This is a genomic window from Winogradskyella sp. ECml5-4, assembly GCF_036903175.1.
Lineage (GTDB): Bacteria > Bacteroidota > Bacteroidia > Flavobacteriales > Flavobacteriaceae > Winogradskyella > Winogradskyella damuponensis.
Map to the genome: position 1 here is coordinate 1 of NZ_JAYJLF010000023.1, position 24236 is coordinate 24236.

At 33.1% G+C, this 24236-nt stretch carries 23 protein-coding genes, 1 tRNA gene and 1 rRNA gene; 12 read left to right on the forward strand and 13 right to left on the reverse strand.

All coding sequences use genetic code 11. The features are described from left to right. Nucleotides 1–230 precede the first annotated feature (230 nt). Nucleotides 231–303, reverse strand: a tRNA-Lys gene (locus VDP25_RS16690). Between the two features lie 129 nt (nucleotides 304–432). Between VDP25_RS16690 and VDP25_RS16695 the strand changes: the two genes are divergently transcribed. Then, nucleotides 433–954 (forward strand): shikimate kinase, encoded by a 522-nt coding sequence (locus VDP25_RS16695; RefSeq protein ID WP_334471657.1) that lies wholly within the window; start codon nucleotides 433–435, stop codon nucleotides 952–954. On the opposite strand, the gene VDP25_RS16700 is transcribed toward VDP25_RS16695, so the two are convergent. From VDP25_RS16700 to VDP25_RS16710, 3 genes are all read right to left on the reverse strand, one after another. Then, nucleotides 946–1449, reverse strand: a complete 504-nt coding sequence (locus VDP25_RS16700; protein ID WP_334471659.1) for a phosphoribosyltransferase family protein — start codon at nucleotides 1447–1449, stop codon at nucleotides 946–948. The two genes, VDP25_RS16695 and VDP25_RS16700, sit on opposite strands and share 9 nt — an antisense overlap. A gap of 93 nt (nucleotides 1450–1542) precedes the next feature. Further along, the gene (locus VDP25_RS16705) at nucleotides 1543–2127 is read right to left on the reverse strand and encodes a methyltransferase domain-containing protein (RefSeq protein WP_334471661.1); all 585 of its coding nucleotides are present in this window, start codon (nucleotides 2125–2127) and stop codon (nucleotides 1543–1545) included. A 17-nt stretch (nucleotides 2128–2144) separates the two neighbouring features. After that, nucleotides 2145–2519 carry an RNA-binding S4 domain-containing protein gene (locus tag VDP25_RS16710; RefSeq protein ID WP_334471663.1) on the reverse strand — a complete coding sequence of 125 codons (375 nt, stop codon included), beginning with the start codon at nucleotides 2517–2519 and terminating at the stop codon, nucleotides 2145–2147. A gap of 137 nt (nucleotides 2520–2656) precedes the next feature. Here VDP25_RS16710 and VDP25_RS16715 point away from each other — a divergent pair, with 137 nt between their 5' ends. Next, nucleotides 2657–3718 carry an FKBP-type peptidyl-prolyl cis-trans isomerase gene (locus tag VDP25_RS16715; protein WP_334471664.1) on the forward strand — a complete coding sequence of 354 codons (1062 nt, stop codon included), beginning with the start codon at nucleotides 2657–2659 and terminating at the stop codon, nucleotides 3716–3718. Nucleotides 3719–3795: 77 nt separating this feature from the next. Here VDP25_RS16715 and VDP25_RS16720 read toward each other — a convergent pair whose 3' ends face one another. From VDP25_RS16720 to VDP25_RS16730, 3 genes are read right to left on the reverse strand one after another with little or no spacing between them, the layout of a single operon-like run. Then, nucleotides 3796–4395 carry an outer membrane beta-barrel protein gene (locus VDP25_RS16720; protein WP_215925161.1) on the reverse strand — a complete coding sequence of 200 codons (600 nt, stop codon included), beginning with the start codon at nucleotides 4393–4395 and terminating at the stop codon, nucleotides 3796–3798. A 56-nt stretch (nucleotides 4396–4451) separates the two neighbouring features. Then, nucleotides 4452–5405 carry a transketolase family protein gene (locus VDP25_RS16725; RefSeq protein ID WP_215925160.1) on the reverse strand — a complete coding sequence of 318 codons (954 nt, stop codon included), beginning with the start codon at nucleotides 5403–5405 and terminating at the stop codon, nucleotides 4452–4454. A 43-nt stretch (nucleotides 5406–5448) separates the two neighbouring features. After that, on the reverse strand, nucleotides 5449–6294 hold the full coding sequence (locus VDP25_RS16730) for a transketolase (protein WP_334471665.1): 846 nt from the start codon (nucleotides 6292–6294) through the stop codon (nucleotides 5449–5451). Nucleotides 6295–6562: 268 nt separating this feature from the next. Here VDP25_RS16730 and tgt point away from each other — a divergent pair, with 268 nt between their 5' ends. The 9 genes from tgt to VDP25_RS16775 all read left to right on the forward strand — a co-directional run bounded on the left by tgt (nucleotide 6563) and on the right by VDP25_RS16775 (nucleotide 15886). Continuing rightward, a complete protein-coding gene (gene tgt, locus VDP25_RS16735; protein ID WP_215925158.1) occupies nucleotides 6563–7693 on the forward strand; it encodes a tRNA guanosine(34) transglycosylase Tgt in 1131 nt (376 codons plus the stop codon). A gap of 111 nt (nucleotides 7694–7804) precedes the next feature. Then, nucleotides 7805–8827 (forward strand): LptF/LptG family permease, encoded by a 1023-nt coding sequence (locus VDP25_RS16740; RefSeq protein ID WP_252723629.1) that lies wholly within the window; start codon nucleotides 7805–7807, stop codon nucleotides 8825–8827. Then, nucleotides 8814–9713, forward strand: coding sequence for a DMT family transporter (locus VDP25_RS16745; RefSeq protein ID WP_334471668.1), 900 nt, complete (start codon nucleotides 8814–8816; stop codon nucleotides 9711–9713). Before VDP25_RS16740 ends, VDP25_RS16745 begins: the two co-directional genes overlap by 14 nt. 143 nt (nucleotides 9714–9856) lie before the next feature. After that, nucleotides 9857–10810, forward strand: coding sequence for an acetyl-CoA carboxylase carboxyltransferase subunit alpha (locus VDP25_RS16750; RefSeq protein ID WP_334471670.1), 954 nt, complete (start codon nucleotides 9857–9859; stop codon nucleotides 10808–10810). Between the two features lie 168 nt (nucleotides 10811–10978). Beyond that, on the forward strand, nucleotides 10979–12511 hold the full coding sequence (dnaB, locus tag VDP25_RS16755; protein ID WP_334471672.1) for a replicative DNA helicase: 1533 nt from the start codon (nucleotides 10979–10981) through the stop codon (nucleotides 12509–12511). Between the two features lie 71 nt (nucleotides 12512–12582). Next, a complete protein-coding gene (locus tag VDP25_RS16760; protein WP_215925151.1) occupies nucleotides 12583–13617 on the forward strand; it encodes an AI-2E family transporter in 1035 nt (344 codons plus the stop codon). Between the two features lie 203 nt (nucleotides 13618–13820). After that, nucleotides 13821–15005, forward strand: coding sequence for an asparagine synthetase B (locus tag VDP25_RS16765; protein ID WP_334471685.1), 1185 nt, complete (start codon nucleotides 13821–13823; stop codon nucleotides 15003–15005). Nucleotides 15006–15167: 162 nt separating this feature from the next. Further along, a complete protein-coding gene (locus VDP25_RS16770; RefSeq protein WP_115818022.1) occupies nucleotides 15168–15446 on the forward strand; it encodes an EF-hand domain-containing protein in 279 nt (92 codons plus the stop codon). Between the two features lie 17 nt (nucleotides 15447–15463). After that, nucleotides 15464–15886 (forward strand): secondary thiamine-phosphate synthase enzyme YjbQ, encoded by a 423-nt coding sequence (locus VDP25_RS16775; protein WP_334471677.1) that lies wholly within the window; start codon nucleotides 15464–15466, stop codon nucleotides 15884–15886. Here VDP25_RS16775 and VDP25_RS16780 read toward each other — a convergent pair. The 6 genes from VDP25_RS16780 to thrS form a co-directional block, all read right to left on the reverse strand. After that, the gene (locus VDP25_RS16780; protein WP_334471679.1) at nucleotides 15860–16663 is read right to left on the reverse strand and encodes an HAD family hydrolase; all 804 of its coding nucleotides are present in this window, start codon (nucleotides 16661–16663) and stop codon (nucleotides 15860–15862) included. The genes VDP25_RS16775 and VDP25_RS16780 overlap by 27 nt on opposite strands. A gap of 58 nt (nucleotides 16664–16721) precedes the next feature. After that, on the reverse strand, nucleotides 16722–19985 hold the full coding sequence (locus tag VDP25_RS16785) for an amidohydrolase family protein (RefSeq protein WP_334471680.1): 3264 nt from the start codon (nucleotides 19983–19985) through the stop codon (nucleotides 16722–16724). Nucleotides 19986–20152: 167 nt separating this feature from the next. Further along, entirely contained in the window at nucleotides 20153–20497 is a 345-nt protein-coding gene (rplT, locus tag VDP25_RS16790) for a 50S ribosomal protein L20 (RefSeq protein ID WP_215925146.1), read from the reverse strand. A gap of 101 nt (nucleotides 20498–20598) precedes the next feature. Further along, nucleotides 20599–20796 carry a 50S ribosomal protein L35 gene (gene rpmI / locus VDP25_RS16795; RefSeq protein ID WP_215925145.1) on the reverse strand — a complete coding sequence of 66 codons (198 nt, stop codon included), beginning with the start codon at nucleotides 20794–20796 and terminating at the stop codon, nucleotides 20599–20601. 75 nt (nucleotides 20797–20871) lie between these two features. Further along, nucleotides 20872–21420, reverse strand: coding sequence for a translation initiation factor IF-3 (gene infC, locus VDP25_RS16800; protein ID WP_215925523.1), 549 nt, complete (start codon nucleotides 21418–21420; stop codon nucleotides 20872–20874). A gap of 35 nt (nucleotides 21421–21455) precedes the next feature. Beyond that, nucleotides 21456–23396, reverse strand: a complete 1941-nt coding sequence (gene thrS / locus VDP25_RS16805; protein WP_215925144.1) for a threonine--tRNA ligase — start codon at nucleotides 23394–23396, stop codon at nucleotides 21456–21458. Nucleotides 23397–24140: 744 nt separating this feature from the next. Between thrS and VDP25_RS16810 the strand changes: the two genes are divergently transcribed. Continuing rightward, nucleotides 24141–24236, forward strand: a 16S ribosomal RNA gene (locus VDP25_RS16810); the annotation flags it as partial.

The following is a 24236-nucleotide window of genomic DNA, read 5'->3' on the forward strand; positions in this document are numbered from 1 at the left end:
TTTCAATGCTAAAATAAAAGCGTTCAGGGCACAGTTTAGAGGGGTCAAGAATGTGGAATTCTTTCTGTTTAGATTAACTACAATCTTTGCTTAAACACAACTTTTGATCTTGATCCATGTTTTAACTATTTTTTTTGTTAGTTTATTTTCTAAATAATCGCTTATCTTAAAGTGTGAGTTACGTTTAGACCAAAAAAAAAAGTTAAGCATTACGCTTAACCTTTTTTTAGTGACCAGTCTGGGGCTCGAACCCAGGACCCTCTCCTTAAAAGGGAGATGCTCTGCCAACTGAGCTAACTAGTCATAATGTTTTTCTCTAACGAGGGTGCAAATATATAAGCTTTCTTTAATTTAACAACACTTTTTTAAATTTTTTTTTTGTTTTTTTGTTGTGAACAAACCTATGGGTTTAATAATCAATTTATAAGTGTTATGATTATAGTTTTAATAGGATATATGGGATCGGGAAAATCAACTATTGGTAAGGAATTGGCTACGGATTTGAAGTACAGTTTTTTAGATTTAGATGCGTACATTTCTGATAAAGAAGATAAATCGATTTCCGAAATATTTAAAACAAAGGGAGAGATTTATTTTAGAAAAAAGGAAACGGAATATTTAACCGAAATTTTAAATTCTTCTAAAAACCTTGTGCTAGGATTAGGTGGAGGTACACCTTGTTATGGAGAAAACATGAAACTTATGGTAGAGCACCCTAATTTGAAGTCGTTTTATTTAAAGCTTTCAATTCCTCTATTAACAACCCGATTATTCTTAGAACGCGAAAATAGACCCTTAATAAGTAGCATAAATTCTGAAGATGATTTAATGGAGTTTATTGGCAAACATTTATTTGAGCGTTCACATTATTACAGTCAGGCGCAATACACGTTAAATACAGACCATAAAACCCCTCAGGAAGTTTTAGAAGAACTTTTAGTTTACTTAATCTAAATAGGCCTCGTAAGGTTGTTTAGATAAATTTACATGAACATGTTCAAATAAAGATGTAGAAAGTGAAATACCTTTAAAGTCGGCCTTAACAGGATATTTTTTATGATTTCGATTAACCAAAACAGCAGTTTTAAACTGTTTGAGTGGCACATCTAAAAAGTGTTTAATGCCATATATTAAAGTGCTACCAGAGTTTAATACATCATCAATTAATACCAACGATTTATTGGTGTAACTTTCCTTACTAATAGATGTTTTAATAGGTTCTGTTGGTACCGCTTTATTTATGGTGACTTTGCATAAGGTAGATTCTATATCAGAGATTTTATCTAAATTAGATTTTATTTTCTTTGCTAATAGATAACCATTGTTCTCAATACCTGCAATAATGAGTTCTGTCTCATTGGCATTACTTTCATAAATTTGATAAGCAATTCGTTTTATTTTATGCTCTATTTCTTTATGACTTAAAATGGTGTTTTTAGTTAGTGCCATAGCTGCTCTTTACAAGATTTAAAAATTACAATAAGCGACAATTTGTAGCTTAACAATTTAAGTTGACTGTAATTAAGGTAAGTCAAATGCCTCTTAAAGGCTTTCAAAGATAAAAAACAGTTCTTTACCTTGTCTTTCTTTTATAGAATTAATTGATGGTTCTAGAATTTTTATTTTAAACTTATTCTTAAAAAGTGATTTATATTCAGCTTTATTTCCGCCAAAAGGAGGTCCTTCCTCCGTTAATTCAAAATTAAATAATAAGCCAACAAGTTTTCCCTTAGGTTTTAATAAGTGATGCATCTGTTCAACATACTGTTGTCTTAAGATTGGGTTTAGTGCACAAAAAAAGGTTTGTTCAATAATAAGATCAAAGTTGTTACTTAATGTAAAAAAGTCAGCATTTAAAAGTTGGTCTTGAGGAAATTTAGGAACGCGATTTTTTAAATTATCTAAAGGCTGTTGAGCAAAATCCAAAACATAAACATTTTTAAAGCCCTTATTCCATAAATATTCGGCTTCATAACTATTACCAGCACCAGGAATTAGAATTTTTAATGATTTATCCTTTAATTGATCAATGTAAGTTTTAAGCGGAGTAGAGATGGCGCCAATATTCCAACCAATTTGGTTGTTGGTATATCTATTTTCCCAGTAATTTTTGTTTAAGTTATCCATGTTAAAAAAAGAGTAAGTTATTCTTCTTCTTCGTTATAAAAATCATCAATATCGCGTCTGTCTTTTTTAGTAGGACGTCCTACACCTTTCTTTCTGTAGTAGTCTTTACTATATTTTAAAAGCTCTTTAGCTTCAAAAGCAGACTTTGGTGTTGTATCTGTTCTGTATAGGTCAACTAATTTAGCTCCTACACGATTGGGAGGTAAATCATTAACGGTAAGCTGATATATAATTTGATCCTTTCTAAGTTCTATTTTATCTGTTGGAAAAACTTCTCTAGATGGTTTTATTGCTACGCCATTAACTTTTACTTGTCCTTTTTTACAAGCTTTTGTCGCAATACTTCGTGTTTTGTAATATCTCACGCACCATAAATATTTGTCAATTCGCATATCTTAATTTACTAAAAACTACGTTAATGTTGTAGTACAAAAATATTATATTATTGTATCTTGCGCCTTAAAAATATGCAATAATGAATTTTGTGTGTTAACTTACTGATGGTTAAACATGAACAATATATATTTCTATGAAAATTAAAACTTTAAAAATTACCCTTTTTTTATTCACTCTAATAACAGTCTTTATCTCTTGTAGTAGTGATGACGATACAGGAACAGCTATTGTCATTGCAGATAGAACAGAACAACAGGTTATAGATGATGCTGCTATTGTAAATTATCTTGAAACACATTATTACAATTCTAGCTTTTTTGAGACTGGTTCAAATCATAAATATTCGGACATCATAATTTCAGAATTACCTTTAGATGTTAACGGAAATCATGTAAATCCAGACAACGAAACCGTTCTTATGGATGTTGTAGAAACACGTACAGTAACTTATTTTGAAACAGAGTACAAATATTATGTTTTAAGTTTAAATCAAGGAGGTGGTGGTGCACCTAAATTTACAGATGCTTTGCGTGTAAGATATGAAGGAAGCTCTGTAAATGAAGAAGCAGGAGGAGAGGAAGAAGTTTTTGAATCTTCAGCTACACCAATAGAATTAAACTTGCAGTCGGATGGTTTTACAGTTGCTGGGACAATAAAGGCATGGCAACTTGTTTTACCTACATTTAAAGCAGGTTTTGTAGATGGTTTAGTAGATGGTGTTGTTAACTATACTGATTTTGGATTAGGTGTAATGTTTATACCTTCTGGTTTAGCTTATTTTTCTGCTATTACCACAGGTTCTACTTATGATAATCTTATTTTTAAGTTTGAATTACTTCAATATGAAGTTGTAGATCATGATAATGATGGAATTCCATCTTATATAGAAGACTTAGATGGAGATTTAGACGTAGAAGATGATAATACGGACGAAGATTCGTTTTCTAATTTTATTGATAATAATGATGATGGTGATAGTGTTTTAACAATAGATGAATTGATTCCAACAACATATACTGTAGATACAAATATGGGAGAAGTTGAGCCAGTTTTAGCGGCAAATGAGTTTGAACGTAGTAGATCTGTTAATGATGGTGTAATTACAATTAACACAGTAACTATTGCAGATTCTAATAATGATGGTATTCCAGATTATTTAGACGCAACAATTGAAATTAATTATAACGAACAATAATTTTTAAAGAAATTTAGTTCAGTAAAAAGTAAAAAAAAGCCGCTCATTTATTGAGCGGCTTTTTTATTTCATTAAGTTTATAATCCTATAGATAAACTTAGAATTAATTGATCTGGTCTTGTATCAATTCTACTTACTGCACCAGCTCCAATATTGTTGTTTATAAAAGTTGCTTCGTTAGTATTAAATCCTCTTTCGTATCTAAGATCTATACCTATTTTATTGAAGTTAACTCCAATTCCAAAATTTAATCCTACAGAAAAATCATCATTAACGTTGTCAATAGAAATACCTTCAAATTCGGTGTCTAATATGTATTGAAACGAAGGTCCTGCAAATACACTCAATGGGCCTAGCACTTTAATACCAACTAATACCGGAGCATCAATTTTTTTAACCGAAAACACATTGCTATTATAGTCACTTTTTGTTGCTGTATAAACCAACTCAGGTCTTAAATAAAGCTTGTTTCCTATTTTTCCAAAAACACCAATATGATAGCCTACGTTGCGATCAGGGTTTTTGGCATTATCACCAATAGATTCAAAATAATCTCCGTTAGCACTGTAATTTAAACCTCCTTTAAAACCAAATAAACTTTCATTTTGTGCATTAATGCTAAATCCAATAAAAGCTAAAATTACAGTTAGGGTAACCGATTTTTTCAAATGTTTCATAATGTTCGTTTTTAAGATTAAACATGTGTAATATCAAAAACGTTGCCAAAATGAAGTTATTTTCTTTTCAATACTTTTTTAACAGCATTTTGAATGGCATCACTATTCAATCCATATTTTTCCATGAGTTGCGCTGGAGTACCCGATTCACCAAAAGTATCGTTTGTAGCTACAAATTCTTGAGGTGTTGGATGATGTTGTGCTAAAACTCTAGCAACACTTTCTCCTAAACCACCAAGATAATTGTGCTCTTCGGCAGTAACAATACAACCTGTTTTAGCCACAGAGTCTAAAATAGCTTTATCATCTAAAGGTTTTATTGTGTGAATGTTTATCACTTCGGCAGAAATACCAGCTTCATGTAATGCTTTTGATGCTTCTAGAGCTTCCCAAACCAAATGCCCAGTTGCAACTATAGTTACATCTGTACCTTCAGTAAATTTAATAGCTTTACCAATTTCAAATTTCTGATCTGCAGGAGTAAAAATTGGAACAGACGGACGACCAAATCTTAAATATACAGGACCATCATAGTCTGCAATAGCTATAGTTGCTGCTTTGGTTTGATTGTAATCACATGGATTAATAACCACCATTCCAGGTAACATTTTCATTAATCCAATATCTTCTAAAATTTGATGTGTCGCTCCATCTTCACCTAGAGTTAAACCAGCGTGCGATGCACAAATTTTTACATTTTTACCTGAGTAAGCAATAGATTGACGAATTTGATCATAAACGCGACCTGTAGAGAAATTAGCAAAAGTTCCTGTAAAAGGGATTTTTCCACCAATGGTTAAACCAGCAGCAATTCCCATCATGTTAGCTTCTGCTATTCCAATTTGGAAAAAACGTTCTGGATTTTCTTTAATGAATTCGTCCATTTTTAAAGATCCAATTAAATCAGCACAAAGTGCTACAACATTAGGATTGGTTCTTCCAAGTTCTGCTAAACCAGCACCAAAACCACTTCTTGTATCTTTTTTTTCTGTGTATGTATATGTTTTCATAATAATGCCCATAAAAATGGGTATCTGTTTAATTAGACTTTTTTTAGTAATCTCCTAAAGTTTCAGGGTTTTGAGCTAAACCATTAGCTAGTTGCTCATCGTTTGGTGCTTTACCATGCCAAGCGTGTGTATGCATCATAAAATCAACGCCATTACCCATAACTGTGTGTAATAAAACACAAACAGGTTTCCCTTTTCCTGTTAAGGATTTAGCCTCTTTCATACCTTTTATAACAGCTTCAATGTCGTTACCTTTTTCAATATCTAAAACGGTCCAACCAAAAGCTTCAAATTTAGCTCTTAGACTGCCCATTGGTAAAACGTCATCTGTAGAACCATCAATTTGTTGTTGGTTTAAATCTATTGTAGAAATTAGATTGTCCACTTTTTTAGCCGAAGCATACATTATGGCTTCCCAGTTTTGACCCTCTTGAAGTTCACCATCACCATGAAGACTATATACTAAGTGATTATCATTGTTTAATTTCTTTGCTTGTGCTGCACCAAGTGCTACAGACATGCCTTGTCCTAAAGAACCAGATGCAATTCTGATGCCTGGTAGCCCTTCATGTGTAGTTGGATGCCCTTGTAAACGCGAATCTATAAGTCTAAACGTATTTAATTCTTCAACAGGGAAATAGCCAGACCTTGCCAATACACTATAGTATACAGGTGAAATATGTCCGTTGGAAAGAAAAAATAAATCTTCTCCAATTCCGTCCATGTCAAAACCATCTTTAGTTTCCATGAGCTCTTGGTATAGAGAAACAAAAAATTCGGCACAACCTAATGATCCTCCTGGATGGCCAGAGTTTACTTTGTGTACCATTCGTAAAATATCTCTACGAACTTGAGTAGTTAAATCAGTTAATTCTTTAATGTTTGGCATGTTATATTGCTTAAGTTTTATGCTACAAAAGTAACTTTTTACTAAGGGTTTTCAAAAGTTGAAAAGGTGCACTTATTAACGAATTGTATGATTTGCTAACAATTTTAATTGATTATTTGGATTTTATTAAGAAGTAATGTTTTTGAGTTATTTATATTTGCCATCTGACTTACAATTCGGGAAACAAACATGCTAAAATTATTATTGGTTAAACAAATGATTAATAGTAAACAACATGTGTCCACTGAAAAATAATAAGTACATACACATGAAATTTACAAGAGTAGCAAACGATAAAGAAACTAAAGCAAGAGCAGGATCTATTACAACAGATCACGGCACTATAGAAACTCCTATTTTTATGCCAGTAGGCACAGTGGCTTCGGTTAAGGGAGTGCATCAAAGAGAATTGAAAAATGATATTAACCCAGATATTATTCTAGGAAATACCTATCACCTTTATTTAAGACCTCAAACTCCAATTTTAGAACAAGCTGGAGGTTTGCATAAATTTATGAATTGGGATCGTAATATTTTAACAGATTCTGGAGGTTACCAAGTATATTCCATGTCTTCTAATAGAAAGATTAAAGAAGAAGGTGTAAAGTTTAAATCTCATATTGATGGTAGCTACCATGTGTTTACGCCAGAAAATGTGATGGAAGTACAGCGAAGTATTGGTGCCGATATTATTATGGCTTTTGATGAGTGTACACCTTATCCGTGTGATTATAACTATGCTAAACGTTCTATGCATATGACGCATCGTTGGTTAGAGCGTTGTTTAACACATCTAAAAAAGACCCCTTTTAAATATGATTATGAACAAACATTTTTTCCGATTGTTCAGGGAAGTACTTATAAAGATTTAAGACAACAATCTGCAGAATATATTGCGAATGCTGGTGCAGAAGGGAATGCTATTGGTGGACTTTCTGTGGGAGAACCTGCAGAAGAAATGTATGCCATGACAGATGTCGTGTGTAGCATTTTACCTGAAGATAAACCACGCTATTTAATGGGAGTTGGAACGCCAATCAATATATTAGAAAATATAGCGTTAGGTGTAGATATGTTTGATTGTGTAATGCCAACACGAAATGCTAGAAACGGCATGTTGTTTACGGCTCATGGTTCTATTAATATTAAGAATCTAAAATGGGCTGATGATTTTTCGCCAATAGATGAAATGGGTATTACATTTGTAGATACAGAGTATAGTAAAGCGTATTTAAGACACTTATTTTCTGTTAATGAATTATTAGGGAAACAAATTGCAACCATTCATAATCTTGGATTTTACCTTTGGTTAACTAGAGAAGCCAGAAAACATATTATTGCAGGAGACTTTAGAACATGGAAAGATAAAATGGTAAAACAAATGGATAACCGTTTGTAGTATTTGAAACTAAAAAAGCATAAGTAAAACGAAACAATTAAAGACGAAATAACAAAATTGAAAATTCTAGACTGGTACATATTAAAACGATATTTGCTTACATTTCTCATGATGCTATTGCTGTTTGTTCCTATTGGAATTACAGTAGATTTGGCCGAAAAAGTAGGTAAAATGTTAGAAAATGATGTGCCTTTTGGAGAAGTCGCATATTATTATTTAGATTTTACGGTTTATTTTGCAAACCTTCTATTTCCTTTATTTTTATTTCTATCTGTTATTTGGTTTACATCCAAACTAGCTAATAATACAGAAATCGTTGCTTTTCTAAGTTCAGGGGTTTCGTTTTCACGCTTTTTAAGACCTTATATAATTGGAGCTACAATTGTTGCTAGCTTTGCTCTGTTTTTAGGGATGTATTTAGCTCCAATAGCCAGCCAAGGGTTTAATGAATTTAAATTTAAATATTTAAGAAAGAATCGGAAAGTACAGCAAACAAGAGATGTCTATCAACAAATTAATGACAATGATTATATCTATGTGAGTAACTTTATACCAAGAAATAAATCGGGTCAGAATTTTACCTACGAACATTTTGAAGGCAATGAAATGAAGTATAAAATTTTCGCAAGTAATATTCGCTACACAGAAGAAGATAGTACATATCAGCTTACCAACTATATGAAGCGTTCTTTTAACAATGGTATAGAAACAGTAGAAAGAGAAAATAGAAAACAACTGGATTTACCATTTGAACTCGAAGATTTGACTCCTGTTCAGTATGCCGCAGAAACAAAATCGTATGGGGATTTACTTAAGTTTATTGCTGCAGAAAAAAGACGAGGCTCTCCTAATATTGGCCGTTATGAAGTAGTGAAATTAAGAAAATGGAGTATTCCTGTTTCTATATTTATTCTTACAATTATTGCTGTTGCCGTATCTTCTGTAAAACGACGCGGAGGTATGGGAGTTAATCTTGCTGTTGGTATTGCTATTGCTATGATTTATGTCTTTTTTGATAAGGTTTTTGGAGTTATGGCAGAGCAGTCTAATTTTTCGGCTTTAGTAGCTGTATGGTTTCCTAATGTTATATTTGGTATTTTAGCTATATATCTGCTGCAAAATGCCAAACGCTAAACTTAAGCATTATTTACATTTACATTTTCTAGTCATAATTGCTGGATTTACCGCTATATTAGGTGAGTTAATTACTATTGGAGCGCTAGAACTCGTATGGTACAGAATGGCTATCGCTGGAATTTTAATGTTTATCTACATCAAAATTATTCGGTTAGATGTTAAAATTTCTAGACTTACATTTTTACAATTTTCTGCAGCTGGAGTTATTATCGCTTTACATTGGATTACCTTTTTTGAAGCTATCAATCAAGCTAACGTTTCTATAGCTTTGGCAATGTTTTCTTCAGGTGCCTTTTTTGCTTCGTTCATTGAGCCTTTATTTTTTAAACGACGTATTTTAGGCTACGAAATTATCTTTGGTATTATAGTAGTATTGGGAGTGGTTTTAATCACTAGTAGCGAGATGGGTTATGTTAACGGCATTATTTTGGGACTGTTTTCAGCTTTATTTTCTACTTTATTTGCAGTTATAAATGGTCGTTTTATTGAGAAACATAATGCCACAGTTATTTCGTTTTACGAGTTTATAAGTGGCGTACTTTTTTTAACAGTTTTTATTTTATTGTCAGGTAAAACATTCAATGCAGAGTTCTTTACATTATCAAATTCAGATTGGATGTATTTATTCATTTTAGCATCTATCTGTACAGCATATGCATTTATTGGTTCTGTAGATGTAATGCGTTATATAAGTCCATTTACGGTTATTTTAAGTTATAACTTAGAACCGCTATACGGAATTGCAATAGCTTTATTTTTATTTCCAGAAACAGAAAAGATGTCTCCTCAATTTTATATAGGAGCTATTCTTGTGTTAATCACAGTTTTATTTGATGCAGTTTTTAAAAATTACAAGATTAGGAAAGGCAAACTAAAAGTATAACAGATTAAAGTCTTTATATTTTCTTATATAATCTGTATTTTTGTATCCGCAATAAGAAAACTTACTGTAAATTTAGTGATTAGAAATAAATTTAGAAGCCGTAGGTTTGTAAACTAACGAAACAAAAAACAACTTCAAATTGTATGGAATATTTAGAGTTTGAATTACCGATAAAAGAATTAGAAGAGCAGCTAGATAAATGTCAGATTATAGGAAAAGAAAGTGATGTAGATGTTACTGAAACCTGTAAACAGATAGATAAAAAGTTAGCTGAAACTAAAAAGAATATCTATAAAAATCTTACAGCTTGGCAACGTGTTCAGCTGTCTAGGCACCCAAACAGACCTTATACATTAGATCATATAAAAGCACTCTGTGGAGATACGTTTTTAGAACTACATGGCGATAGAAATGTAAAGGACGATAAGGCCATGATTGGTGGTTTAGGTAAAATTGGCGACCAATCGTATATGTTTATTGGCCAACAAAAAGGATTTAATACCAAAACCAGACAGTATCGTAATTTCGGAATGTCTAATCCTGAAGGCTATCGTAAAGCATTACGACTTATGAAATCTGCCGAAAAATTCGGAATTCCTGTCGTTACTTTAATCGATACGCCAGGTGCTTATCCAGGTTTAGAAGCAGAGGAGCGAGGACAAGGAGAGGCTATTGCGAGAAACATTCTAGAAATGGCACGTCTTAAAGTCCCAATTATTACTATTATTATAGGCGAAGGAGCTTCTGGTGGAGCTCTAGGTATTGGTGTAGGTGACCGTGTAATGATGTTAGAAAACACATGGTATTCTGTTATTTCACCCGAATCTTGTTCTTCAATTCTATGGAGAAGTTGGGAATATAAAGAACAAGCTGCAGAGGCCTTAAAACTAACAGCAAAAGATATGAAACGTATGAAGCTTGTCGATTCTATTATTAAAGAACCACTTGGTGGAGCACATACTGATAGAGATAAGACTTTTTCTGCCGTAAAAGATGCTATTATTAAATCTTATGAAGAGCTTAAAAACTTATCACCAAAAGATTTAGTGAATCAACGTATGGCAAAATACGATGCTATGGGAGTCTATAAAGACTGAATCCATTAAACATAGGAAACTAAAAAAAACTGAAGTTTAAGCTTCGGTTTTTTTTGGCGCTATTAACAATAAAATAGAGTTATTAACAGTTAGATTGTTAACTAACTGTTAAGATTGAAAACCACTTATAATCAGATCGTCAATACTATTTGACTACTTTTGTTACTTATGAAACAACCCAATCCAGTACAAGGCTATAAAGTTGATAAAAGCACAATTATTAACTTAGAAAAAGGAAAAATACCGCCTCAAGCACCTGATTTAGAAGAAGTTGTGCTCGGAGCAATGATGATTGATAAAAAAGGTGTAGATGAAGTAATTGACATCTTAAGCCCAGACGCTTTTTATAAAGAGGCGCACAAGCATATCTTTGAGGCTATTTTTAAATTATTTGAGAATAGTGAGCCAGTCGACTTATTAACCGTTTCTAGCCAATTAAAGAAGGACCAAAAATTAGATTTGATTGGTGGTGATTTTTATCTTATTTCATTAACACAACGTGTGTCTTCTTCTGCTCACATTGAGTTTCATGCACGTATTATTCTTCAAAAATACATTCAACGAAGTTTAATCAAAATTTCAAATGAAATTATAGAAGAAGCTTACGACGAAACCAGAGACGTTTTCGATCTTTTAGATACCGCTGAAGCCAAATTATATGAGGTGACTCAAGGTAACGTTAAAAAATCTACAGAATCTGCTCAGAGTTTAGTTATTCAAGCCAAAAAGAAAATTGAAGAGATCTCAAATAAAGAAGGTATGAGTGGAATTCCTTCTGGTTTTGATAAATTAGATAAGTTAACGTCTGGTTGGCAACCTAGTGATTTAGTAATTGTAGCTGCACGTCCTGGTATGGGTAAAACAGCATTTACACTAACCATGGCTCGTAATGTGGCTGTAAATAGTAATACTCCTGTGGCTTTCTTTTCTTTAGAGATGTCTTCAGTACAGCTAATTACACGTTTAATTTCGAGTGAAACAGGTTTGTCTTCAGAAAAATTAAGAACAGGTAAGTTAGAAAAACACGAATGGGAGCAACTTAACGTTAAAGTTAAGACCTTAGAACAAGCCCCTTTATTTATAGATGATACCCCTTCACTTTCAATTTTCGATTTAAGAGCAAAAGCACGTCGTTTGGCATCTCAATACGGTATTAAGATGATTATGATTGACTATTTGCAATTAATGACAGCAGGAGGAAGCCAAAAAGGAGGTAATCGTGAACAAGAAATTTCGATGATTTCCCGTAACTTAAAAGCTTTAGCAAAAGAATTAAGTGTTCCTGTTATTGCCTTATCTCAGTTATCACGTGCTGTAGAAACGCGTGGAGGAAGTAAAAGACCTTTATTATCCGATTTACGTGAATCTGGAGCGATTGAGCAAGATGCAGATATTGTATCGTTTATATACAGACCAGAATATTATAAGATTGATGAATGGGATGATGAAGAGCGCTCGCCAACCGAAGGACAAGGTGAATTTATTGTTGCTAAACACAGAAATGGTGGTTTAGAAAACATCAGATTGAAATTTATTGGTCACTTAGGTAAGTTCGATAATTTAGATGATTTTGATACACCATTTGGTGAATTTCATTCTAAAATGAATGAAGCTGCTAATGATAATACATTTACTCCTGATAATTTCCCATCTCCTTCGGATGCTTTTGGAGGACCAGAAGATGATGGTGTACCTTTTTAACAGCTTTTTATGTATTTGAGCACTATTTTTTATCCTATCTTTGTATGCTTTAGATAAAATCAAATTGCCTCATGTTAGACCAAAGACGTACAACAAACATTTTGTTGTTAATTATTGTAATTCCTTTAGTGTTTTACTTACTAAAGATTCTGTCTTTTATTTTTATTCCATTGATTTTTTCAATGTTTATAGCTTTGCTATTTCTACCATTAATGCGATGGTTAGGACGTAGAAAAGTACCAAAAATTGTTAGTATCATTATCGTTTTATTACTCGTTTCTATTGGTCTTAAAATAGGTATAGAACTGGTGCAATTATCTAGCAAACAAATATTAGCTAACAATACCGAATTTTTATCAAAAGCCGAATTAAAAATTGCAGATCTCAAAGTCTATCTATTTGATAACTTCGGAATAGAAATTGAACAAGAACACGGACTTATTGGTCAATTATTTGAAAAAGAAAATCTAGGGTCTACTCTCGGATTTGTAAATTCGTTTCTAACAGCTTTATTAATGACAGTATTCTTCGTGGTATTGTGGTTGGCAGAATCAATAAACGTTCATAAATTACTTAATAATACACTATTAAAACAAAAGCATACTTCTATTAAAACGTTTATGAAAATAGAAAAAGACCTTATTAAATTTATTAAGGTAAAAGTTTTAGTTAGTGCTTTAACCGGTTTGTTTACAGGATTAATGTGTGTGTTTTTTGATGTGAGTTTTCCTATTTTCTGGGGATTATTTGCTTTTGCTATTAATTTTGTTCAGATGGTAGGCTCTTTTATTTCTGTAATTCTATTATCTATTTTTGCGTTTGTAGAATTGGATCCAACGAGTACTCTGTTCTTTTTTATCTTCGCTATTTCTATGGTTCAAGTGACTTTTGGTGCCATTTTGGAGCCCATTTTTATGGGAAAATCCTTCTCTATAAATGTCATTGCAGTATTGGTAATGCTGATGTTTTGGGGATTTCTTTGGGGCATTCCAGGCTTAATTATGGCTATTCCTATTACCGTTTTTATTAAAATTATCTTAGAGCAGTTTGAAGGGACTAAGGTCATTGCGAGTTTACTTTCTGGTAATGAGACTCAGCTAGATTAAATTCAAATGTGTTTTTTTTAAAGAAATTCATTGTTCAGATTTTATTCAACTCAATAGGTCTTAAAAGATTATTAAATAAGACTTAAACAGACTAAAATTTGGTTATATTCCGTTCTAAATTTATGAACTTGAAAAATCTATTTCTTATCATCTTTACTTTATTTTTAAGTATAAATGCTTACGCATCCTATATCCTTATTCCTATGGATGCCGAAACACAAAATAATCATCTTAAAGCTTATGGTGTTACTTATTGGACACTAGAACGAGAGCTTAAGGTAAAATGGTTACTTAATTATAGAGGAGGTTCGTTTTTATTACCTGATGCCGAAATTATTCAACGAGAATGCCAAATTAGAGGCGTGTCTTTTGAAGTGATTTCAGATGCAAAAGCAGCTCAAATATTAGAAGATATTGCAAGTCCTGCAGTAAATCAAGAAGCTATTGTGTTAGAAAAAGCACCTAAAATAGCAGTTTATACACCAAAAGGTTTAAAACCTTGGGATGATGCGGTGACTATGGTGTTAACTTATGCTGAAATTCCTTACGAAACCATTTACGATGAAGAAGTTTTAAACGATGAATTATTACTTTACGATTGGTTGCATTTACATCATGAAGATTTTACAGGGCAATATGGAAAATTTTATAGAGCTTACCGCTCAGCAGCATGGTACATTGAAGATAAAAAAGAAGCCGAAGAATTAGCCACAAAGTTAGGCTACGATAAAGTGTCTGAGGCTAAATTGGCTGTAGCACTTAAAATTAGAGATTATGTTGTTGGAGGTGGATTTATGTTTGCCATGTGTTCTGCAACAGATAGTTTTGATATTGCGCTTTCTGCAGAAGGAGTAGATATTTGTGAACCGATGTTTGATGGCGATGGGAGTGATCCTGGCTATCAAAATAAAATTGACTTTAGTAAGACCTTTGCTTTTAAAGATTATATTTTAGAACGTAGTCCTAATGTGTATGAGTTTTCGTCAATAGATATGACTCAGAAACGTAAAATCCCTAAGACAACAGATTATTTTTCTTTAATGGAGTATTCTGCAAAATGGGACCCAATCCCTACAATGTTAACTCAAAATCATACTGCTTTGGTCAAAGGGTTTATGGGACAAACTACATCGTTTACTAGAGACCAAATTAAATCTAATGTTTTGGTAATGGGAGAAAATAGAACCAACGGTGAGGCTAAATATATACATGGTATTAAAGGAAAAGGTTTCTTCACTTTTTACGGTGGTCACGATCCCGAAGATTATACACATCGTGTAGGTGACCCAAAAACAGAATTAGATTTACATCCTACATCTCCAGGATACCGATTGATATTGAATAATGTATTGTTTCCTGCAGCTAAAAAGAAAAAGCAGAAAACATAATATAAAATTTATTTAGTGAATCAATATTAAATACTTTTAATTTTAATAAGGATAATCAAAACGTTAGAACTATAATCATTAACTATAAGGTCGCTTTAAAGTGACCTTTTTTTATTAACTTAAACGTGTAGTATTACTTATTTAATAAAACTCTCAAAACAAATGTTATCAAAAGAAACCATACTCCACAAAATTCAAATCTTAATTACTAATCACTTTGAAACACCAGAAGATGCTTTTGCTTTTTTTGATAAGGATGGTGATGGAAAACTCAATAAAGCTGAAATCGTAAAACTATTAAAGGATGCTGAAATTACCGGATTTATTCGTGGTATGGTCTCTTCAAAATTAATCGAAGGCTACGATAAAGATGGTGATGACCTTATCAGTTGGAAAGAATTTAAATCTGCTATTGATGAAATTACAGAGGAATCTAAATAAAAAAATGTTATAGCCATATGAATTTTTTTCAAAAAGAAATAAAACTACAAGCGTTTTCACGAGGCTTCCATCTGATTACATCAGATATTTTACGAGCAATTCCAGAACTAAAACAAATTAATATAGGGCAATTGCAAGTCTTTATGAAACATACATCAGCGAGTTTAACGATAAACGAAAACGCAGATCCAACGGTAAGATTAGATTTTGAAAGCCATATCAATAAAATTGTTCCAGAAAATCAGGCTTATTACCAACATACTTATGAAGGTTCTGATGATATGCCTGCCCATATAAAAGCATCGTTAATGGGAACTTCTATTCAAATTCCTATCACAAATGGTCAATTAAATCTCGGGATTTGGCAAGGTATTTATCTCTGTGAGCATAGAAATAGAGCAGGCGGTAGGCAATTAGTGCTTACGGCTTTCGGTAATTAGTTGTTCTAAAACTAATTCTACACCATTATTATCATTAGATGCTGTTTCAAAATTAGCCACATTTTTAACATTAGGATGTGCATTTGCCATCGCATAACTATATTTGGCGCATGTCAACATTTCTAAATCATTATTATAATCTCCAAAGACCATAGTTTCAGAAGGAGTAATATTGAGTTGTTTTTGTAGAAAGCTTAGCGCATTTCCTTTATTAGTAATAGCTTCAGAAATATCGACCCAATGATTTCCTGAAACCACAACATTGAGTTCTGGTTTTAGGTGTTTCACAAAGGGAAATATATGTTTTTCAGAATTTGTGGTGTGATACAATGCTATTTTAATGACATCATTTGTGATGTCTTCAAAGGAATCAATAATGGTATAATCTGAGTAATATTCAGAAAAAGTCTTTACCAAATCATCTGAAGCCCTAAGAATAAAAGCTTGATGTTGCGTACAGAAAATAGGGTAGGTGTCTGCAATAGTTGAAACCAAGGTATAAAGTTCTAATACTCTATTTGGATTTAGCTGATTAGAAAGCAGTACGTTTTGATTTTGAATAACTAAACCACCATTTTCTGCTACGATTATAATATCATTTTTTATAGGTTGAAGTTTTTTCACAATGCTATAATAAGGCCGTCCACTTGCCGCAACAAATTGGATATTTTGTTGTTTTAAGTCTTTAAATAGCTCAAAGAATTTGGAACTCACATCGTGATTAGAGTTTAGTAAAGTACCATCCATATCTGTAACTACCATTTTAACGTCCTTCATATTGTATTCAAATTAAATAAAATAAAAAACCGATTCACAATAGAATCGGTTTTTGTTTTTAATGAGCGCCTATATGGCAACCGCAGGTTTCTCGTGTAAAACTTTGCGATTCCTCATGCCACGGAAACGCTTGGTTATATTTATTGTTTTCCCAATAGAATTTGGTACGTTCCTTTGGGTGATTTCCAATTTCATTCATAGTTTCAGTGTCGTATAATCGACCATTAATCATGGTGTAAATAATACTTTCAGAATTTCTAATGTCTTCTAAGGGGTTTTTATTCATCACAATTAAATCGGCTAATTTTCCTTTTTTCAGCGAACCAATATCATTACCTGCACCTATATAATTAGCTCCATTTATAGTGGCAGCTTTTAAGACGTCATGATTGGCCATGCCTCCTTGTTGAAGTGACCATAACTCCCAGTGCGCTCCAAGGCCTTGTAACTGACCATGTGCACCAAGGTTAACTTTTACACCAGCATCACTAAGTGCTTTGGTGGTTTTAGAAACCAAAATATGGCCGTTCTCATATTCTTCATCCGGAACCATAACACGATGCCTAGAACGTGAATCGATAATACCTCTTGGAGTATACTTTAAAAGCTTTTCATTTTCCCAAACATTAGTTTTTTGGTACCAATAGACTTCACTATTCATACCTCCATAATTTACAATAAGTGTTGGTGTATAACCCACATTACTATTTCCCCAAAGTTCTAAAACATCTTTATAAACAGGTGCCACAGGAATATTGTGTTCTACACCAGTATGGCCATCCATTACCATAGTGATATTATGGTAAAATGTTGAGCCTCCTTCTGGAACAACAAAGATGCCTTCCTCTCTAGCGGCTTGTAATACTTGTTGTCGTTGCTCGCGTCTTGGTTGGTTATAACTCTTAACCGATAAGGCACCGAAAGCTTTGGTTCTTCTAATAGATGAACGCGCATCTTCAAGATTATTGATAACCGCTTTAAAATCTCCATCAGCTCCATAAAGAATAAATCCTGTAGAGTAGAGACGTGGCCCAACAAGTTCTCCGGTTTTTTGTAATTCCGAAAGCGCAAAAATAGTTTCAGAATGCGCAGATGGATCATGAGACGTCGTCACTCCATAAGCTAAATTAGCATAAAATTGCCAGTGTTTTTGTGTGGTTAATCCGTATCTGAAGCCACCAATATGTGCATGCGCATCCACCATGCCTGGCATTATTGTTTTTCCTGAAACATCATAGACTTTTGCATCGGAAGGAATTGTGATGTCTGAAGTATTTCCAATAGATTCAATGATATTGCTATTAATAACGATGGTGCCATTTTCTATGACTTCATCACCTTCCATAGTAATCAGTCGCGCTCCTTTTAAAGCAATTCTTCCTGAAGGTTTATCGGTTTTAGCTTCTAAATTTATTTTTATACCTTTTTCAACAAGTTTAGCATCTTCAGAAGCTTTAACTGAAAAATACTGGTTGCCTAATGTCCAATGTAATGTTTTGCTGTCTTTAGACCAATGAAGATTAATCCCTGCATCTTTAGAAAGCTGCGTAATTGGAACATATTTGCTTTTATCAGTTAAGTCTAAAGTATGTCCAGACTTAGGCATTGGTGCTAAATACACTTTATGTAAATGAACAAAAGCAATCCAGTTACTATCAGGACTTGGTACCAAAATATTACCATGTTTTGATTTTACGAGTGTGCGTTCATCAAAACCATTAAGATCAACACTTTTCAATTCTTTAGTTAAAGCCCCAAAAAATTGTCCGCCATTTTGGTAAATAATTCGTGTATCATCGGCATTAAACATTGGGAAATCTCCTTCTTTGGTTACAAATTTGGTGTTTGTCCCATCACTATTCATCAAATACAAACCTGGCTTTTTTGAAAATGTTCGACCTTGTTCGTTGTTTCCTCCTTCTTTTCTGTAGACAATATGTTTACCGCTATGTGAATACGACGGATTTCTATAAATGCCTTTTTCTGAAGTCAGTTTTGTGGCAGTACCACCAGTTGAAGGAATTGAATAAATAGCACCTAAGTTTTGATCATTCCAAGTTACATAAGTAATGGTATTTCCATCAGGTGAAAAGGATGGTTCAAATTCAAAATCGGTGCCTTTCGTTAACCGTTTAGCTTTTCCATTTGGTAATTTTTGTGTGTACAAATAACCAAGGGCATTAAAGACAATTGATTTTCCATCAGGAGACGTGGTCGCATGACGAATCACTTTAGCGTCAAAAGTATCTGGTGCTACAGGAGTCTCAAATTCAACTGCTTTAGCAATCTTAATAGTAGCGTTAGCTTCAAACGGAATGTCGGATACGTTAAGCGAATTGATATTGATTTTATTAATTTTTCCGCCAGACCAAATTACGATGTCTTCATTATTAGGCATCCAATTAAAGTTGGTATAGACACCAAAAATAGCCCATGCTTCTTGCTGATCTTTATTAAGTTGATCATAAACAGGCCATTCTTCTCCTGTTTCTAAATCATGAATATATAAAACAGATTTGGTACGAATACGTTTTACAAAAGCTAGTTTTTTTCCATCTCTGGAAATTTGAGGACGTGCAGCACCACCTGGACCACCGGTGATTCTTGTCGTTTTACCCGTTTTCATATCATAGCGATTGATCACATAGATTTGACTGTTTGGGTCTTTGTTGTATTGAAAAAAGCCACCAGGATAAACATCTTCACTGTAGTATAAATACTTCCCATCTGGAGAGATAGTTGGTTCGTTAACATCTTGTTGGTCATTCTTCTTTTTAGTAAGCTGTAAACCGCTACCGCCAGTTTTATGATATAGCCATAGTTCTCCAGCTCCTAAAGAACGCCCAGAGGTAAAATGCTTTCGGGCAATAAGATAATCTCCATCCGGTGTCCAAATAGCATTGTTTAATAATCTGAAATTTTCTTTTGTGATTTGCTTAGCATCAGAACCGTCAGTATTCATGACCCATATATTGTCACCACCACCAGCATCACTAGTAAATGAAATCTGTTTGCCATCAGGGCTAAATCGTGGTTGAATTTCAAAGGGCAAACCTTCTCTTAGTATTTTTGCTTTACCACCATTGCTGTTCATGATGTAGATATCGCCTAATAAATCAAAGACAATAGATTTCCCATCAGGACTTATATCCAAATTCATCCAAGTCCCTTCATTGGTTGAAAGTTTTAGGTCTTTAAAATTCCAGTTACCTTCGGGGTTAGATACATCCCAAGGTTTGGGTTTTTCTTTATCTTGACTATGACTATACGTATTAAAAGTAACGAGTAGAATAAGGGTTGCGATAAACTGAATACGTTTCATGGAATTGATTTTAATTAAAGCGTAAGTTAAAAATAAAAAAGGAATTTTGTATGCATATGCGCTTATGTAAACAGTTTAGTTTTTAATAATTAGACATAAAAAAATCCGATTCAAATAAATGAATCGGATTTTATAAGCGAAATGTTGTTATTAATTTGGCTAAAAGCCTACTTTACTTTGTTTACTATAGCTTCAAAAGCTTCTGGGTGATTCATTGCTAAATCGGCAAGTACCTTACGGTTCAATTCGATATTATTAGATTTTAATCCTCCCATAAATTTTGAATAGCTCATTCCATGCTGTCTTGCACCTGCGTTAATACGCATAATCCATAACGAACGGAATGTTCTCTTTTTTACTCTACGGTCTCTGTACGAATATTGCATCGCTTTGTCAACCGCATTTTTTGCTACTGTCCAAACGTTTTTACGTCTTCCGAAGTAACCTTTTGCTTGCTTAAGAACCTTTTTTCTTCGGGCTCTTTTTGCTACTGAATTTACTGATCTTGGCATTTCTTTAATTGTTTTTGTAGTAGGCGGTCTAAATCGACACTTGCTAAATAATTTTGCCTAACTCCAGGGTTTATAATTTGTTTTAACCGATTAAAACCGTATTACTTTAAACGTAACATTGTTTTAATATTGTCCTCATCTGCTTTATGTACTAAACCATCATGAGTCAATTTTAGCTTACGTTTTTTAGATTTTTTTGTCAATATGTGACTCTTAAACGCATGCTTTCTTTTAATCTTACCAGTGCCAGTTAGTTTGAAACGTTTCTTAGCACTCGATTTTGTTTTCATTTTAGGCATTTTCTCCTCTTTTTAATTTACGTTTCGCTTATTATCTTAAATACACTTATAGTTTTAGCTATAGTGATTTTTTATTTAATTCTTTTTAGGTGCGATGAACATAATCATTCGCTTTCCTTCAAGTTTAGGCATTTGTTCTACCTTCCCATATTCCTCAAGATCTTGTGCCAACTTTAATAATAAAATTTGACCTTGCTCTTTAAAGACAATAGATCGTCCTTTAAAGAATACGAACGCTTTTAACTTCGCTCCATCTTTTAAGAACTTTTCAGCATGTTTCTTTTTGAATTCATAATCATGGTCATCTGTTTGAGGACCAAAACGAATTTCTTTAACAACGACTTTAGTCGCTTTAGACTTTAATGCTTTTTCTCTTTTCTTCTGTTCGTAAAGGAATTTTTTATAATCCATAACTTTACAAACAGGAGGTTTCGCATTTGGCGATATCTCTACAAGATCTAAACCTTGTTCGTCGGCTATGGATAAAGCCTGTTTAATAGGATAAACACCTATTTCGACATTATCTCCGACTAATCTTACTTCTTCAGATCTGATTTTAGAATTTATACGGTGTTTATCTTCTTGAGATACACGTCTTGTAAAATTCTTTCTGTTTCTACGTATTGCTATGGCTTCTGTATTTTAAATTAAACTTAATATTATTTAAAAGTTTTTAAACTTTTACTAATTCTATCTTTTACTATTTCTTTAAAGTCTTCTACACTAATTGTGCCAAGGTCTTCACCTCCATGTTGGCGCACAGTTATTGTATTATCCTTTTCTTCTTGCTCACCGACGATAATCATATAAGGAAACTTTTGCATTTCAGCTTCGCGAATTTTCTTACCTACAGTTTCATTTCTGTTGTCTGTGAGGGCGCGAATTTCGTCATTTTCTAGCGAAATTAAAACTTTTTCGGCGTATTTTTCATATTTCTCGCTTATTGAGAGTATAATTACCTGCTCTGGCATTAACCAAAGTGGGAAGTTTCCTCCCGTATGTTCTAGTAATATAGCTATAAAACGCTCCATACTTCCAAAAGGCGCACGATGAATCATAACCGGTCTGTGCATCTCATTATCACTACCTTTATAAGATAAATCGAAACGCTCAGGTAAGTTATAATCTACTTGTATTGTTCCTAATTGCCATTGTCTTCCTAAAGCATCTTTGACCATAAAGTCTAACTTTGGACCATAAAAGGCAGCTTCACCTGTTTCAACAACATAATTTAAACCTTTGTCTTTTGCTGCGTTTAAAATTGCTTCTTCCGCTTTTTGCCAGTTTTCATCACTTCCAATATATTTTTCAGGATTTTCTGGATCTCTTAATGAAACTTGAGCTGTAAAGTTTTCAAAACCTAAAGACCCAAAAACATATAATACTAAGTCTATAACATCCTTAAACTCTTTGTCCAATTGATCAGGAGTACAGAAAATATGAGCATCATCTTGAGTAAACCCTCTAACTCTTGTTAAACCATGTAACTCGCCACTTTGTTCATATCTGTATACAGTTCCAAATTCGGCATAGCGTTTTGGAAGTTCTTTATATGAAAATGGTTTAGCGTTATAAATTTCACAATGATGAGGACAGTTCATTGGTTTTAATAGGAACTCTTCACCTTCAGAAGGAGTTGTAATAGGTTGGAAACTGTCTTCTCCATATTTTGCATAATGACCAGAAGTGACATAAAGCTCCTTTTGTCCAATATGTGGTGTAACTACCATTTCATAACCCGCTTTCTTTTGAGCTGCTTTTAAGAAATTCTCTAAACGTTCTCTAAGAGCGGCACCCTTTGGTAACCAAAGTGGTAAACCTTGACCGACCTTTTGAGAAAAAGTAAACAACTCTAATTCTTTACCTAATTTCCTATGATCTCTTTTTTTAGCTTCCTCTAAAAGATGTAGGTATTCTGTTAATTCTTTTTGCTTTGGAAAAGAAATACCATAAACTCTTGTTAATTGCTTATTCTTTTCGTCACCTTTATAATAGGCTCCAGCAACACTTAAAATTTTGACAGCTTTAATAATTCCTGTATTAGGAATATGGCCACCACGACAAAGATCAGTGAAACTAGAATGATCACAAAAACTAATAGTGCCGTCTTCAAGGTTTTCAATTAAGTCAACTTTGTAATCGTTTTTACCTTTATAATAGGAGAGAGCTTCTGCTTTAGAAACATCACGCATTTTAAAGTCGTGCTTGCCTCTAGCAATTTCAATCATTTTGTTCTCAATTGTTTTAAAATCTTTCTCAGAAATAGAACCTTCCCCTAAGTCAACATCATAATAAAAGCCATTCTCAACAGCAGGACCAACCCAAAGCTTTACATTAGGGTATAATTCTTCTAGAGCTTGTGCTAAAACATGGGCAGAAGAATGCCAGAATGCTTTTTTACCATCATCATCTCTAAACGTATATAAAGTAAGATTACCATCGGTGGTCAATGGAGTGGTAGTTTCAACAGTTGTGTCATTGAATTTTGCAGAGATAACGTTGCGAGCAAATCCCTCGCTAATATCTACAGCCACTTCATAAGGTGTTACATCTTTTTCAAAAGATCTAACAGAACCATCTGGTAAAGTAATTTGTATCATTATATATAGTATAAATTTTAGTCTACAAAGATATATCTATATAAGGAATAGACAAAGTGAAGTTTCTATAAATATTGCATTGTTTTTTTAGGGTATTTCACTTTTGCTTTTTAGTAGCAAAAGTGTCGCGTCATCCGCTATATCTTTTTTACTAAGTTTCTTTAGAGTAGAATATACTAATCTCATATACTATGTTCTTATCTTGTCATTATATATAGAAGTAAAAAAGGATGCCGCTTCTACCGCTAATACAGTTGTAATTTAAAAAGATCTTGTGCTATTAAAAGCCGTTTTTTAGCATTAAAGACTAGTGTTTGCTATCAGCTAGAACAAAACAGCAACTTTTTAAGATTGTTAAATTGCACGAAATTAAGGTTTTAAAATAAAAGTGAAAATAAAAAGCATAATTGTGTTGTAGGAATGAAAAAGGGTTCTATTTTTGCACCCCGAAACAAAGACAACAAGTCAAGTTTCAGACGTTCATTTCCAGATAAATTTAGCTTTGAAAAAATAAATAATATTTTTTCAAATTAAGTTTGTGAGAATGAAAAAAGGGTTTTATATTTGCACCCGCTTAGCGAAACAATGTTAAGTAAAAGTAAAGAAAAGTTCATTAACATATTGAATTGACAGCGTAAGAAGATAGTTGGAAACGGCTATTTTCAAACAAGAGAATAAATCATTTAGAGTACTAGAATAATTCCTATTAGTTGTTAAAGACATAGTCGTAAGACTTAAAATTTAACGATGAAGAGTTTGATCCTGGCTCAGGATGAACGCTAGCGGCAGGCCTAACACATGCAAGTCGAACGGTAACAGAGAAGAGCTTGCTCTTTTGCT

Bases quoted from the DNA above. Each gene is read 5' to 3' on its own strand.
- VDP25_RS16695 (WP_334471657.1), top strand. From the start codon at position 433: ATGATTATAGTTTTAATAGGATATATGGGATCGGGAAAATCAACTATT.
- VDP25_RS16700 (WP_334471659.1), bottom strand. From the start codon at position 1,449: ATGGCACTAACTAAAAACACCATTTTAAGTCATAAAGAAATAGAGCAT.
- VDP25_RS16705 (WP_334471661.1), bottom strand. From the start codon at position 2,127: ATGGATAACTTAAACAAAAATTACTGGGAAAATAGATATACCAACAAC.
- VDP25_RS16710 (WP_334471663.1), bottom strand. From the start codon at position 2,519: ATGCGAATTGACAAATATTTATGGTGCGTGAGATATTACAAAACACGA.
- VDP25_RS16715 (WP_334471664.1), top strand. From the start codon at position 2,657: ATGAAAATTAAAACTTTAAAAATTACCCTTTTTTTATTCACTCTAATA.
- VDP25_RS16720 (WP_215925161.1), bottom strand. From the start codon at position 4,395: ATGAAACATTTGAAAAAATCGGTTACCCTAACTGTAATTTTAGCTTTT.
- VDP25_RS16725 (WP_215925160.1), bottom strand. From the start codon at position 5,405: ATGAAAACATATACATACACAGAAAAAAAAGATACAAGAAGTGGTTTT.
- VDP25_RS16730 (WP_334471665.1), bottom strand. From the start codon at position 6,294: ATGCCAAACATTAAAGAATTAACTGATTTAACTACTCAAGTTCGTAGA.
- tgt (WP_215925158.1), top strand. From the start codon at position 6,563: ATGAAATTTACAAGAGTAGCAAACGATAAAGAAACTAAAGCAAGAGCA.
- VDP25_RS16740 (WP_252723629.1), top strand. From the start codon at position 7,805: ATGCTATTGCTGTTTGTTCCTATTGGAATTACAGTAGATTTGGCCGAA.
- VDP25_RS16745 (WP_334471668.1), top strand. From the start codon at position 8,814: ATGCCAAACGCTAAACTTAAGCATTATTTACATTTACATTTTCTAGTC.
- VDP25_RS16750 (WP_334471670.1), top strand. From the start codon at position 9,857: ATGGAATATTTAGAGTTTGAATTACCGATAAAAGAATTAGAAGAGCAG.
- dnaB (WP_334471672.1), top strand. From the start codon at position 10,979: ATGAAACAACCCAATCCAGTACAAGGCTATAAAGTTGATAAAAGCACA.
- VDP25_RS16760 (WP_215925151.1), top strand. From the start codon at position 12,583: ATGTTAGACCAAAGACGTACAACAAACATTTTGTTGTTAATTATTGTA.
- VDP25_RS16765 (WP_334471685.1), top strand. From the start codon at position 13,821: ATGGATGCCGAAACACAAAATAATCATCTTAAAGCTTATGGTGTTACT.
- VDP25_RS16770 (WP_115818022.1), top strand. From the start codon at position 15,168: ATGTTATCAAAAGAAACCATACTCCACAAAATTCAAATCTTAATTACT.
- VDP25_RS16775 (WP_334471677.1), top strand. From the start codon at position 15,464: ATGAATTTTTTTCAAAAAGAAATAAAACTACAAGCGTTTTCACGAGGC.
- VDP25_RS16780 (WP_334471679.1), bottom strand. From the start codon at position 16,663: ATGAAGGACGTTAAAATGGTAGTTACAGATATGGATGGTACTTTACTA.
- VDP25_RS16785 (WP_334471680.1), bottom strand. From the start codon at position 19,985: ATGAAACGTATTCAGTTTATCGCAACCCTTATTCTACTCGTTACTTTT.
- rplT (WP_215925146.1), bottom strand. From the start codon at position 20,497: ATGCCAAGATCAGTAAATTCAGTAGCAAAAAGAGCCCGAAGAAAAAAG.
- rpmI (WP_215925145.1), bottom strand. From the start codon at position 20,796: ATGCCTAAAATGAAAACAAAATCGAGTGCTAAGAAACGTTTCAAACTA.
- thrS (WP_215925144.1), bottom strand. From the start codon at position 23,396: ATGATACAAATTACTTTACCAGATGGTTCTGTTAGATCTTTTGAAAAA.